Raw genomic sequence first — 13,136 nt, forward strand, 5'->3', positions numbered from 1 at the left:
GAGAATGACACACAATGCTTCGATTTTTGTAGAGGCTACCTAAAATCTGAAAAAACACTATAAAAAAAAGCTGTTTCTTCAGCAATTTCCTAAAAACCGCGCAATGCATAAAACACATTGAGCAGTTTTTAGTTTAATTACTCAGATCCAAACGATTTTTATTACACTTTATTTTCCCCTGAGAATACTAATAGCCTAAATCTGTTTCAAGCATTCGCACAATCCTCATTCCTTCTAGCGTAGTTACAGGAATTTTCTCCCTTTTGACCTCTCGGTAACTTTGTCCGAAGAATGTCAATATATTTTGAATTTCCTCTACATATTTGTCTACAGCAATAGAGGCTAGGTCTTTTTTCAAGAACATCACATATGTTTTACTGGTATCTAATAGTCGGTGTTCTTTATCAAAAACCAAAATATTATTGGAATATGGGTCTTTTTTATAGAGACGATCTTCTAATAATAAAAATATTTGCCAGGTATTTTTTTCAACAGCTTTCTGCTTCATTTCATCTAGACATTTAAAAATAGCATAAAACAAGACTTCTTCTCCATTGGCTGTTTGAATCATTTCTAACGTCTTATAGGGAATGATCGCGACTGGCTTTTTTTTATAGTTATCGGGCATAATACTTTCCTGATTTAAACGCTCTTTTGAATACATTGGTAAGTTTATCTCCGCTATAGATAAATACTCCGCCTTGATAAACACTTTTTCCTAGAAGCGCTAAAATCACAGTAAATGCTATATTGATGCCCATTGCCAGAATGAATGCATTTAGAGATGCATCTCCAAGCATATACCGAGCATACATTACGATTGGTGATAAAAACGGCACATATGATGAAATGATAATGGCTTGGTTACTTCCAGATCCTGTCGCCAGAATAACTACCATAAACAAAGCAATGAATAAAGGGATGATCAAGATATACATCAATTGCTGAACCTCTTGAACAGATGAAACCACTGAACCTAGAATAGCCGCGGCAACAGAATAAATCAAATAGCCTAGAACAAAGCAAACAATAGCTAAAATGATTGCTTGACTGTTCTTGCCTTCATTCAAGAATTTAAACAGTCCTGTACTATCCCCAAAGATTTTATAGGATGCATAGGCAGCAGCCCCGACCGATGCTGCCTGGGTCATTCCCACCAAACCTATGCCAATGATTTTACCTGTTAAATGCTGAACGGGCGTAATCGTTGTTAATAAAATTTCCATTACTCTTGAACTTTTCTCTACTGCGATATCTTGTGCGACCATAGTAGAAAAAAGCATAACCGCAATGTATAGAATAAATCCTACAATATAGACTAACAATAAAGTCTGCCCAGAGTCATCTTGGTTTCCAGCTAAGGATTCTAAGGATAAACTTGTACTTTCATTCAGAAATTGCTGCTGTGTATCATCAAGATTTAATCGATATAGTTTAATTGATTGATTAACGGCAGTTACAATGCTTTGCAGTTGTTCAGAAATATTATGTTGAAGGGCTCCCTCGTAATAAATTTTCCCTTGATATAGGCCCGCGTTGTTCTTCTCAAGTTTTAAAATAGTTTTACTCTCTGTCTCCTTCAGTTCTTTCTTAGCGTCTGCTAAGCTTTGTCCACCGTTGACAAAGTTCAACTCGGCTCCTTTACCGATTTCTTTCAATGTCGTAACGATTTCTTTGTCATTTGAGGCAACAAGTATGGTCTCTTTACTCGGTTCAGCTCTTTTAAAAATCCCTTCATAATTCATGCCAAAAAATGTGCCCAGCACCAAAACCAACAGCATGACAATGAATACTTTTGATGTGACTTTTTGTTTGTATGTTTCTAAAATGATCGTTAGCGTATTTTTCATTTTTACTCACCTACTCTTTCTAGAAAAATATCGTTTAATGACACAGGCTCAATTCTGAATTGTTGAATATTTTCAGATTGAAAAATAAATTTCTGAATTTTTTTTGCACTAAATTCATCTTGTGCATAAAATGAAACAACATTATTTTTTTCTTTATAAGAAGCTATTTCAAATTCTCGTTTGAGTGCCTCTCTTTCAAAATCAGCCTGCACAATGACTTTTCTCTTATCTGTTCCATTCTTGATCTCCTGTAAATTTCCTTTTAACAGAACTTCTCCCTTTTTGATCATACAAATATTTTCACAGATTTCCTCTACATTCGCCATTTGATGGGAACTAAAAATAATCGTTGAGCCTTTTTCTTTTAAAAAGAGAATGGCTTCTTTTAATTGATTCGCATTGATTGGGTCTAAACCAGAAAATGGTTCATCTAAAATAACTAATTCTGGACTGTGGATGATCGAAGCGATGAATTGAATTTTTTGCTGGTTTCCTTTTGATAACTCGCTGATTTTCCGGTCGATGTTCTCTTTTATATCAAAAAAATCAAGCCAAAACGCTATGCTTTTTTCGATTCCTCTTTTATTCATTTTATGAAGTTTGCCAAAGAAGGTCAGTTGCTGTTTTACCGTTCTTTTAGGATATAGTCCACGCTCTTCTGGAAGATACCCGACTTTTGCGGCATCGAAACGGTCGATTTTACGGCCCTTCCATGTAATTTCTCCTGAATCAGGTGTGTAAATTCCCAAAATATGTCGAAAAATAGTTGTTTTTCCGGCTCCATTCGCTCCTAAAAAGCCGTAAATTTCTCCTTCTGGAATAGTTAAATCGACTCCTTTTATAATGTCTCGCTCATTCATTCTTTTTTTTAGTTTTTTGATTTCTAAACTCATCTTTTCTTCCTCCTTCTTTTAAACAATCGTATAACCGTAATCTACAATGATGTTTTGCCCTCTAATAGCTTTACTGCGGTCCGATAGTAGAAAATCGATGGTTCCCACAACGTCTTCTAGCTGAACAAATTTTTTCAATGGTATTTTCTTTAATAATTTTTTTCCTTCAAAAGATTCTGTCAACAGCTGTTTATTACTCTGATTCAAAATATAGGACGGCGAAACGACGTTCACCTTGATATCTTTTTCTTTATCCTTTTCAAAATCCAAAGTCAAATTTTTAGCTAATTGAATCAATGCTGCTTTAGATGGTCCATAATCGATCCTCTGTTCATGTCCAACAACACCATTTTGAGAACCGATCAAAACGATCGCCACTTGCTCTTTAAACAACGGATAAAATTCTTTGATCATGAATACAATGGATTTTAGATTCACAGAAAATGTATGATCCCACATTTCTTCATCAATACTATAGAAACTTTGAATCGGGTTAATCCCTACTGAAAATAACAAGCCATCCAATTTGACCCTTTCTTGTTCAAGCGCTTGTTTTATTTTACGAATGCTTTTTAGATCGGTTACATCTGCAACAAATTCCTTTTTCATAAAATCTGTACAGATAGTATTTTTTACTTTATCGATTCCCCAAAAATGATAGTTGTCTTTATTTTCTTCTATATAGGATTGACCTAAATAGCCGGCAGATCCGATAACCAATAAATTTTTCATACTTCGGCTCCTTTCTTTCTTCGTTTAGAGAAACAACTGTACCAACTGTATCACTCCCGTTAGAATGATATAGAAAATAACACTAACATTCACTAAAGACAACAGAATTTCTGATCGTTTGATGTCCTTCTTTTCTCTTTTGAGCCAAGATTTAAACGAGCTCATATAGTCCTGAGAATCAATTAGCAGATTAATGATCCAATAACCATCTGTCTTTATAAAAGGAACCAGATTGATCAAAATATTCAAGACATTCAAAAAAAACAACAAAGTTAATATGCGTGAAGAAACACAGAGCATCAGTAAACAGATGATTCCACTGATCATCAGCTGAATTTGCACACCGGCCAGCATGATTTTCAGCTGTTTTTTCTTTGACAGCTGATCCATAAAATTTACATTCGTATAAAACATGAATAAGAAAAAATATCTTAATAAAAAGCCAAAGCGAAACTGATCCGAACGAATATATTTCTGATAATAATAATAATGTCCGAGCTCATGGATCATCGTGATCATCAATTGACTGATATACACGATCACCAACACTTTCCAATCGATTCGTTCCATCTCTGTAAAATAGTCCGCGAGTCCTCTTTGAAAAAATAGCGGTAAAAGAAGAATACCTAGTCCGGTCAAGATCAATCGGATCGTTGTTACAGCGGGTGCATCCATAAATTTTAAAAATACTGAAAAAAATGTTTTAGAAATAGAAAAACCTTTCAATTTGAACTCTAGTAATTTTCTTTTTCCTGCACCAAAAATGAATTTATCAATAGCAGGATCATTTGTATTATTTCCCGGCTCATACTCTCTTAAATAGTCAATCATTTCACTTGTCGATTGGACCATTCGTTCATTGTTTGTATTAAAGATATATACCTCTTCGTCACATTCTATATAGTCAAAAAGAACTTGCTCAACCTTTAAATGACGCACATCAAGCATACGATTTCACCGCCTTAGCTATACGTTTTAAAATCTGCTGCATCTTTTTATGATCTGTATAAAATGATGGCATCAGCGTAAGCCCATTATCTTCCACAGAATTGAAATATTGATAACACAATATTCCAGCCTGCTCTAATGACTGCATGATCAAAGACAGCGCTTGTGGATCATCTATCGGCACTGCAAACATACAGCCGATTCCTCTAACAGAGATGCCATTAAAGCTCATTTCAGCTAAAATAAGTTCATTTAGTTTTTGGATATTTTTAGCAATCTCTGCTTCATGCTGCTGATAGTAACATAACGTTTCATGTGCACTGATCACACCAAGCAAGTTACCATTTTGTGTAGAAAAATGCTCTGGCTCTTCTTTTTTCAATTTACACACAATGTCATTAGACACCAAGACCGCACCAAATGGTAATATCCCATTATTGATTCCTTTACTGAGATTTATCATATCTGGTTTAAAATCTAAATAGTGAAAATAAAATGGTTTCCCAGTCCGATAAAAGCCCGTTGCTACTTCATCAAAAATCACTGTGATCATATATTTTTGGAGTAATCTTCCCAGTTTATTCAAAAAACGAATCGAAGACATTTTTACTCCTGCAGAACCTAAGATAGGTTCAATGATCATTGCACCGTACTCCCGATGATGCTGTTCAATATGTTCAAAAAAGGCTTTCTCTTCTAGATCATTCTCTGGTAATTTCATAAATTCCATATTACTCAATTTAGGCGAATAAACTTCTGTTACTTCTTGATCTAATCCGCTGATTGACATGCCGCCCCAAAAAGTCCCATGATATCCTTGAGAAAAAGCTAATGTTTTTTTCTTTCCTTTGTTGATTTGTCGCGATAATTTTAATGTTAATTCTGTGCACTCAGAGCCGCTATTTGTATAAATGATTTGTGGATATGTTCCTTCTTTATCAACAAATGTGGAAAGTCCCACCGCATATTCTTGATAAAGCGGATGATGAAAGGAATGGATATCCAAGTAGGTTAACTTTTTTAATAGCTGATCTGTGAATCGTCGGCTGATTGCTGCATGCAATTCCTTTTTATAGCCTAAATTGACATTCCATAAACCACTTCTTAAATCTACAAATCTCTTTTGTTCTCCGTCAAATACATACTCCTCTTCTGCTCGTACAATAGTGATTTTATTGTCGTTGACGGTTGTAATATCGCCCATTGGGACTAGATAATCATACCTCATTTTTTTGCACCTCCATCATGACGTAATCAGGTCGATTTTTTATGATGTTTGCCATACAGCCAACCTCTTCACTTAAGCGCTTGATTTGATCGATGGTATAGATATTTTTTACTGAGTATCCTAGTTTTTTACTGCCGTCAGCTGTTTTCGTGTAAATATTATAGATAAACTTTTTCCCTTGAACAAAGTTTCCAGACATAAATAACTGATTTTTGATTTTATCGATAGAAACCGCTCCGTCTAACTTATCGATCTGATTTGGATTGATGAAGTCAAAGATGATCTTGCCATCACTAGCTAACACTTTTTTTGCTTCATATAAAAAATTTGTAAAGCATTGCTCATCAAACAATGAAACAGATGTGGCCGGAATAATAATGTAACGATACTTTGAAACATGATCGAACTGGGCCACATTTTCAATGCCTCCAACATACACACGGGATTTTTCTTCTTCACTCAAAAATGCCAGCATTGCCTGTTCTGGTTCGATCCCGTAGATATCGATTCCCCTCTGCAGCAAGGGCTTCATGACACGACCATTTCCTGTTCCTATTTCCAATACTCGATCACCTTTAGAAAAAATAGTTAAATAGTATTCAATATCTCCACTTATGGATTCATGCGCCACTGCTTCATAGTATTCTGCAAATTCAGCTTCTTTATAGATATTATCTGTAATATCTATTTGGTTTTTATTTTTCAACTTCTCTTTAAATGTTCCGAAAAAGACAGTCTCCTCTTTATACACTGAGCATCAACTCCTTTTGTTCTTCAATTACTGTATCTGTGATTTCTCCATTTTTACTTTTAGCTAGTTCAATGCATTCTTTGATTTGAGCTTCGAAGATTTCTACAAATAACTGATTGACCTCAAACGTTCGATTACTAGGTACGTGTAGCGCAAAGTAAGTATCGCTTGCAGAAAAAACTATCCATTCACTCGGGTAATTCTCTAGCTGGATGGAATCAAATCGATGTTTATTGAATGGCGTAATAAATGTTAGATGCATATCTTCCAATGATTTAGCGATGCTTACTAATAATGGATAAACTTCATAAAGTCCGTTCTTTTTATTTTTATGACTCAATCTACTGTTTGCTAATTCAATTTCTGAAAATGTAGAGTTAATTAGAGACGATAACTTGCTCGTTCTTTGATAATCTAAGTAGATTCCATCAGTATAGATAAATAGCCTGCGTTCTAATCCGAGTGACAGCATTTGAGCATAATCAATGATTCCATTTTTCCGTTCTTGCCAAGCGATAGTTCCATTTTCCTGAAAATTTTCTAATTGCTTTAGTAACTCTTTTTCGGAACATTCTTCTAATTCACTTTCTTTGCTAAAGGTTTGCAAAGAATCTTTAAATGTAATAATACTTGGGATTTCACTGCTCCAATCTTTTTCCAATTCGTCGATATACAATCCATGATTGATTGCGCAATTGAGATACACTGATGAATGAAGATGCTCTACATCCGACAATTGTTCAAAGTAAATATGTTTAATTATATTTTTTCTAAATATTCTCGGATAGATTCCTGTAAAGAGTGCCATTAAACCATTTTTTAAAATTAGTTCCGATGAATCACTTTTCTTTTCGTAATTCTGTAGTTTGGTTCGATCAACGTATTGATCCGCAAAGTTGCCTCCATCTTCTATAGAAATAGAATGAAATCTAGTTGACTCACTGAATGTGTTCAAAAAAGAAATGATTTTAGGTACTCGTTTTGACTTAGAAAAGTTGACAAAGATATAGTCCGTGTACTCTTGAAACTCTGTATATTCTAATAAGTCCAAAAAAGTGTTTGTATCAAAATCATACGTATCAAGACTCAATTCTTCTATAGAAACATCTTCTTTCACAATATCTGACAGTGCTGCATCTTCAACATTTCTTAAAACATGATTACTTTCTTCTACTAAGGTTATTCCAATCATTTCGACCACTCCTTTTATTTAACTGACCTAATTATAGCGACGCAATATGCGCTATTGACATTTTCTCTTAAGTCCTTAAATTTTTGTCCGCACTGTTTTTTCAGACGTTCATGAATGCTTAAACGTATAAGAAAGATCAATTTCAAACGAATAAGGGAAGGAAAAATGAGTTAAAGAAAAAGAAGAAATTATTCTCCAATTCCTCCTATACTTTAAGTGTGCACAACAAAAAAATATTTAGGAAAAGAGGAAACAAGATGAACAAGATTGAATTTAAAGAAACAGAAAGCAAAGTAGTAAATGGTTTTTGGCAAGGTGTGGGCGTTGGAATTGGTATTGGTGTCGTTGTCGCATTGACATAGGAGGAAAAACAGATGAACAAAATCAAGTTTGAAGAAACAAATAGTAAGGTATTGAATGGTTTTTGGCAGGGTGTTGCTGGTGGAACAGTCGTTGGAGTAGTGATTGGTTCTATCGTTGTTTTAACTTAATAGATAGCCGCATTAATTGATCAGGAGGTGAGTCAACATGAGATGGATTTTTCCTATTTCAATTATCGTTCCGCCAATTTGGCGGTTTTAAAAAGGAAACACGCTGTCATCAGCAAAAAAATTCACATTATAATAGGAGTATCTTAAAATGACAAACATTCACTTTAAAGAGATTACTACAAAAACACTTAATGGCGATGGACTACTCTTATGGGGCGGTTTATCCGGACTCGGACTAGGTTTTGCTACTGGAGCAGCTATAGCGATATTGACCTAATAGCCAATGAAGAAAAGAGGAACGATATGTATTTTAAAGAAAAGGAACTGAAACGATTGACGAGTAATTATGGAGATTACCTTGGGATTTACTTAACAGCTCTAGGTGTAGGTTTTGGCATTGGCATAGCACTTACGTAACCATAAAAGAGGGAGGTTTTCTAGCAATGAATCGAAAAGAAATAAATTTTGTCAGTCTATTTCTACTTCTTTTAGGAATTGGCGTACTTCTTATCAGCCTATTGGAACATCGGATCATTTTCGTTTGCTCTGGAATCATGCTTCTCTCTTTAAGTATCGCAATCAGGTCTTATTTACTCAAAAAATAAAGAGGCTACATTAGAAAGGAGCAAAACATTATGAAATGGGCTATATATCCTATTTCCATCATTCCGCCAATTTGGTTTTGGAAATTCTAAGCATTTTCTATATAAAACATTACAATTAATAGGTGAAAGGAAGGTATAGTGATGAAATTAATCAAATTTGTAGAGGTAGATCAAAAAACATTGAATTCACACGGCACTGATTTTTGGACTGGTGTTGGGATTGGTGCTGGCGTTATTGCAGCTGGTGCCGGCTTAGCCGTTGTGTTGACTTAATCGATTAGGAGGAAACATATATGAAAGCAATCAAAATGACTGAATGTACCGTTAAAAATCTAAATTGCGGCTGGTGTATGGGTGCTGGAGCACTTGTTGGAGCTGGCGCAGCTGTTGGGGTCGCAATCATTGTCACGTAAAGATGAAGAAAAAAGAAAGAGGGCGTTCACTATGGACCAAAAATATATTCCTGTAATAATTGGCATATTATTTCTACTTATAGCAGCAACGATTTTTGTTAAACCAATAGCAATAAAAGTGATACTGGCTATTATTACAGTTGTTCTTAGCGGCTATTTTTGCTCTTCATGTTTATCGATCGGATCTATAAAAAAATAGTATAGCCTAAAAAAAACAGTGATCCAGCTTAGATCACTGTTTTTTTATACTTAAACTTATTTTCTTTTTTTGTTACAGACCAAAAAATACGCTTGCCAAAATCTACTTTCTATGATAAATTAAGTTAGTATGAGCTGAAAACTATCGCTCCGAGATCAAAGCAAAGGAGGAAACTAAAAATGGCAAAAGTATGTTACTTTACTGGTCGTAAGACAAGCAGCGGCAATAACCGCTCACATGCAATGAACGCTACTAAACGTACTGTTAAACCTAACTTGCAAAAAGTTCGTGTATTGATAGACGGTAAACCTAAAAAAGTTTGGGTGTCAACTCGTGCTTTGAAATCTGGTAAAATCGAGCGTGTTTAATAGAAAATAATGCAAAAAGCTGAACGTTTCCGTTCAGCTTTTTTTATTTAAATCTCTGCTTTGAATCACAGCGATCATCCCTGAATCAAATGAAAACGATGCGCGGTTACCTACAAACTCATTACTGGCATAGGATGTCGGTATCGGAACATCCACATGATCCAAAGTATATTTGCTTTCTGTCAAGGTTAAGTTGTTGACTGGTGTCAGACAACAATAAGCGAGGTACGTCATTCCAACTTCTTTTGCGATCGAATAGCTTCCAGGACCGTAATACGTAATACTGTTTTGCCGATCCTTCAACTGAATTTGTGAAGCAAACGCTTGAAATTCCGGCTCTAACGGCAACCAAAGATTTGAAAGAAAATGATCCGCTCTGCCGCCTGTCGCACCAATGATCGTTATTTCCGCTTCAGGAAATTTTTCAAACGCCCTCATCAACGCTAGCTGAGTATCTGTAAAATCCTTTTCAGCTTGTGCCTGCTCGATTTCTCTTACTTCTTTTTTTACACGTTCAAACTCTTCCTGCCTCAACGAATCGAAATCGCCCACAGCTAAATCAAGTTTCCAGCCACGTTCTAAGCTATACAAACTACCACGATCGATCCCTATGATAAAATCAAACTGCTCGATCGAAAACTGCGGCCATTCTTTCGGCGAGCCGCCAGCCACAAGTAGTATATTCATCAGTCCAAGACAGCTCTCAATGCTGCAATTCTATCTTTAGGACTTTCAGAGTTATAAATATATGATCCCGCAACAAAAACGTTAGCGCCTGCTTCTTTGCAGCGTCTCGCTGTTTCCGGCTCGATTCCGCCATCGACTTCAATATCATACGTATAGCCTTTTGTATCTTTCCATTCTTTTAGCTGGGCAATTTTGTCTAATGAACTTTCAATAAAGCTTTGACCACCAAATCCTGGGTTTACTGTCATGATCAATACTTGATCTACTAAGTCCAACACATATTCAATCGCTGATAATGGTGTTCCTGGATTAATAACGACTCCAGCTTTTACACCTGATGCTTTGATCATTTGGACAGCACGATGAATATGAGGTGTAGATTCTTGATGAACCGTGATGATATCTGCACCCGCTTTAGCGAATTCTTCAATATAATTTTCTGGTTGAACGATCATTAAATGAACATCCAACGGTAATTTCGTAGTTGGACGGATCGCAGAAACTACATTTGGGCCTAAAGTGATATTGGGAACAAATTGCCCATCCATCACATCAACATGGATATAGTCCGCTCCTAATTTTTCAACCAATTGAATATCTCTTTCCAAATTTGCAAAATCCGCGCTTAAAATCGATGGTGCTAATTTCATAAAAAAATCCTCCCTCATGTTCTGATTACGTGATTTGGTTATTTCTTTTTGTACATTGGTTTGCGATTCTCGATCTCTGATAAAAACTGGAGATAATTATCATAACGTGTCTGCGCGATCTCACCAGTTTCCACGAGCGCTTTTACCTCACAGCCTGGTTCTTTTCGATGCATGCATTCACGAAACTTACATAAATGTGCCGCTTTGACAAATTCAGGAAATTGCTTTGGCAGCTCGGTTGTTTCCATTTCTAAAAAGTCAATTGAACTAAATCCTGGAGTATCGGCAACTAAACCATCAAACAATGGTAAAAGTTCTACATGGCGCGTCGTATGCTTTCCTCGCCCTAACGCTTCGGAAATTTCATTCGTTGCTAATTGCAGATCTGGAGAAATTTTGTTCAGTAATGTTGATTTTCCGGCACCAGACTGTCCCATAAATACAGTCAGTCGTTCTGGGAAAAACTGCTCCAATTCACGAACGGCTTCTTCATCTCCTGTACTTGTTGCTGCAATCACTGAGTAAAGCTCACCATATACTTGTTGAATGTCTGCTACCTTGACTGCCTCATCACCAGTAAGCAAGTCGATTTTCGTTAAATAGATGATCGGTGTGATTTCCTTCTCCTCAAGCGTCACCAAAAAACGATCCAGCAAATTGTATGAAAAATTCGGTTCTACCATACTCATAACGATGACACCTTGATCCACATTTGCAACAGGCGGACGTACCAATTCATTGTGTCTGGGAAAGACTTCCAATAAATACCCGTCTATTAAACTATCGCTTTCAAACATCACCTCATCACCGACTAATGGTGTGATTTTACGGTTCCGAAAGTTGCCGCGTGCTCTTGTTTGATATGTCTGACCGTCAGCATAAATGTAATAAAATCCGCTTAATGCTTTTCTTATTTGACCTTTCAGAAATGCCACCTCCTTAGTTTTTGTTGGTTTCATTTTACCACATTCCCAAAAGTTATTGAACTTCTTCTCATATCGATATCATTCATTACTCAAGAATGGTTTCTTTTTACTTTTTAAGAGTTTGTAGACATATTATATCTATGATTCGTTGTATAATTGTTTTATTATCAATTAGCTTGGAGGAAAACATATGTGCACAAGTTTAACTTTTGAATCAACACAAAAAAATCATTTCTTGGCTAGAACGATGGATTTTGGTTTTGAACTTGACGGAAGACCGATCGCCATGCCTAGAAATCATGCTTGGACAACTCATTTCGGACAAAAACAGCAGTCACCATACGGATTTGTCGGTACTGGCCGTAAATTGGAAGAGTATTTCTTTGCTGATGGTGTGAATGAAAAAGGGCTTTCCATTGCTGAGCTTTATTTTTTAGATGAAGCAAAATACGTGCCTGAACCTGTAGAGAACAAACTAAATCTTGCTCCTCACGAATTCATTCTTTGGGTTCTTGGCGAAATCGCAACGATCGACGAGCTAAAACAACGTATAGATGAAATCGTACTTGTGAATGCACCTGTCTCGCTTTTAGGGATCACCGTTCCGTTGCACTTTATCATTACCGATCGAACAGGAAAATCAGTTGTCGTAGAAACAAATAGCGGAACGATCGAGATCAAAGATAACCCGATCGGCGTAATGACAAATAGTCCTGAATTTGAATGGCACTTGAAAAATTTGAATAATTACATTTTTATCAAACCAACAAATAACCCAGCGACTTCTATTGACGGCTATGAGCTTAAACCTTTTGGACAAGGCTCCGGCACTTTTGGTTTACCAGGAGGATATACCTCACCTGAACGATTCGCCCGAACTGTTTATACACGTCATTTAACTGAAAAAGGCCAAACAACGGGAGATGCTGTTAATGCCGTTTTCCACATTTTAGATAATGTCACGATTCCAAAAGGCGTCAATATCAAAAATGATGGATCTGTTGATTATACTCAATATCGAGCGATTATGGATGTTGATGATCTTGTTTACTACTTGAATCCTTATAGTACCCAAGATGTATTTTCAGTTACCTTGACTGAAGAGCTTTTGACAGCAAGCGAGCCTACGGAATTTGGTATCGAAGCTACATTTAAGGCAACTTCTTTAAATTAAAAAAATGAAGCAATCTCTTTTCAGAGGAT

16 protein-coding genes are annotated in these 13,136 nt (G+C 36.0%); 5 read left to right on the forward strand and 11 right to left on the reverse strand.

What is annotated here, in order from left to right; translation table 11 throughout:
• Window positions 1-187 precede the first annotated feature (187 nt).
• Genes IGI58_RS06485 through IGI58_RS06520 form a run of 8 tightly spaced genes read right to left on the reverse strand, consistent with a single transcriptional unit; the run spans window position 188 to window position 7,594 of the window.
• Window positions 188-628, reverse strand: a complete 441-nt coding sequence (locus IGI58_RS06485; RefSeq protein WP_429956318.1) for a hypothetical protein — start codon at window positions 626-628, stop codon at window positions 188-190.
• Window positions 618-1,850, reverse strand: coding sequence for an ABC transporter permease (locus tag IGI58_RS06490; protein WP_429954060.1), 1,233 nt, complete (start codon window positions 1,848-1,850; stop codon window positions 618-620). Before IGI58_RS06490 ends, IGI58_RS06485 begins: the two co-directional genes overlap by 11 nt.
• A gap of 2 nt (window positions 1,851-1,852) precedes the next feature.
• Window positions 1,853-2,743, reverse strand: a complete 891-nt coding sequence (locus IGI58_RS06495; protein ID WP_087641824.1) for an ABC transporter ATP-binding protein — start codon at window positions 2,741-2,743, stop codon at window positions 1,853-1,855.
• 18 nt (window positions 2,744-2,761) lie between these two features.
• Window positions 2,762-3,475: an SDR family NAD(P)-dependent oxidoreductase gene (locus IGI58_RS06500; protein WP_087641823.1), complete on the reverse strand. Its 714-nt coding sequence runs from the start codon at window positions 3,473-3,475 to the stop codon at window positions 2,762-2,764.
• Between the two features lie 24 nt (window positions 3,476-3,499).
• Window positions 3,500-4,423: a hypothetical protein gene (locus IGI58_RS06505; protein WP_429954059.1), complete on the reverse strand. Its 924-nt coding sequence runs from the start codon at window positions 4,421-4,423 to the stop codon at window positions 3,500-3,502.
• A complete protein-coding gene (locus tag IGI58_RS06510; RefSeq protein WP_429954058.1) occupies window positions 4,416-5,651 on the reverse strand; it encodes an aminotransferase class III-fold pyridoxal phosphate-dependent enzyme in 1,236 nt (411 codons plus the stop codon). Before IGI58_RS06510 ends, IGI58_RS06505 begins: the two co-directional genes overlap by 8 nt.
• Window positions 5,641-6,402 (reverse strand): class I SAM-dependent methyltransferase, encoded by a 762-nt coding sequence (locus IGI58_RS06515; RefSeq protein WP_429954057.1) that lies wholly within the window; start codon window positions 6,400-6,402, stop codon window positions 5,641-5,643. The genes IGI58_RS06510 and IGI58_RS06515 overlap by 11 nt, the downstream gene beginning before the upstream one ends.
• On the reverse strand, window positions 6,395-7,594 hold the full coding sequence (locus IGI58_RS06520) for a hypothetical protein (protein ID WP_242585401.1): 1,200 nt from the start codon (window positions 7,592-7,594) through the stop codon (window positions 6,395-6,397). The genes IGI58_RS06515 and IGI58_RS06520 overlap by 8 nt, the downstream gene beginning before the upstream one ends.
• A gap of 639 nt (window positions 7,595-8,233) precedes the next feature.
• Between IGI58_RS06520 and IGI58_RS06525 the strand changes: the two genes are divergently transcribed.
• The 4 genes from IGI58_RS06525 (at window position 8,234) to rpmB (ending at window position 9,670) form a co-directional block, all read left to right on the forward strand.
• On the forward strand, window positions 8,234-8,362 hold the full coding sequence (locus tag IGI58_RS06525) for a hypothetical protein (protein WP_254909571.1): 129 nt from the start codon (window positions 8,234-8,236) through the stop codon (window positions 8,360-8,362).
• Between the two features lie 166 nt (window positions 8,363-8,528).
• Window positions 8,529-8,690 (forward strand): hypothetical protein, encoded by a 162-nt coding sequence (locus tag IGI58_RS06530; RefSeq protein WP_176372882.1) that lies wholly within the window; start codon window positions 8,529-8,531, stop codon window positions 8,688-8,690.
• Window positions 8,691-8,831: 141 nt separating this feature from the next.
• On the forward strand, window positions 8,832-8,963 hold the full coding sequence (locus IGI58_RS06535; protein WP_254909570.1) for a hypothetical protein: 132 nt from the start codon (window positions 8,832-8,834) through the stop codon (window positions 8,961-8,963).
• Between the two features lie 518 nt (window positions 8,964-9,481).
• Window positions 9,482-9,670 carry a 50S ribosomal protein L28 gene (gene rpmB / locus IGI58_RS06540; protein WP_010761898.1) on the forward strand — a complete coding sequence of 63 codons (189 nt, stop codon included), beginning with the start codon at window positions 9,482-9,484 and terminating at the stop codon, window positions 9,668-9,670.
• A 33-nt stretch (window positions 9,671-9,703) separates the two neighbouring features.
• Here rpmB and IGI58_RS06545 read toward each other — a convergent pair whose 3' ends face one another.
• From IGI58_RS06545 to rsgA, 3 genes are read right to left on the reverse strand one after another with little or no spacing between them, the layout of a single operon-like run.
• A complete protein-coding gene (locus tag IGI58_RS06545) occupies window positions 9,704-10,357 on the reverse strand; it encodes a thiamine diphosphokinase (RefSeq protein ID WP_429954056.1) in 654 nt (217 codons plus the stop codon).
• The gene (gene rpe / locus IGI58_RS06550; protein ID WP_429954055.1) at window positions 10,357-11,007 is read right to left on the reverse strand and encodes a ribulose-phosphate 3-epimerase; all 651 of its coding nucleotides are present in this window, start codon (window positions 11,005-11,007) and stop codon (window positions 10,357-10,359) included. The genes IGI58_RS06545 and rpe overlap by 1 nt, the downstream gene beginning before the upstream one ends.
• Before the next feature lie 38 nt (window positions 11,008-11,045).
• Window positions 11,046-11,942 carry a ribosome small subunit-dependent GTPase A gene (gene rsgA / locus IGI58_RS06555; protein ID WP_225534739.1) on the reverse strand — a complete coding sequence of 299 codons (897 nt, stop codon included), beginning with the start codon at window positions 11,940-11,942 and terminating at the stop codon, window positions 11,046-11,048.
• A 181-nt stretch (window positions 11,943-12,123) separates the two neighbouring features.
• Between rsgA and IGI58_RS06560 the strand changes: the two genes are divergently transcribed.
• On the forward strand, window positions 12,124-13,107 hold the full coding sequence (locus tag IGI58_RS06560; RefSeq protein ID WP_429954054.1) for a choloylglycine hydrolase family protein: 984 nt from the start codon (window positions 12,124-12,126) through the stop codon (window positions 13,105-13,107).
• The last annotated feature ends 29 nt before the right edge of the window (window positions 13,108-13,136 follow it).

The sequence above is a fragment of the Enterococcus sp. AZ020 genome, assembly GCF_050499205.1.
GTDB lineage: Bacteria > Bacillota > Bacilli > Lactobacillales > Enterococcaceae > Enterococcus_L > Enterococcus_L dunnyi.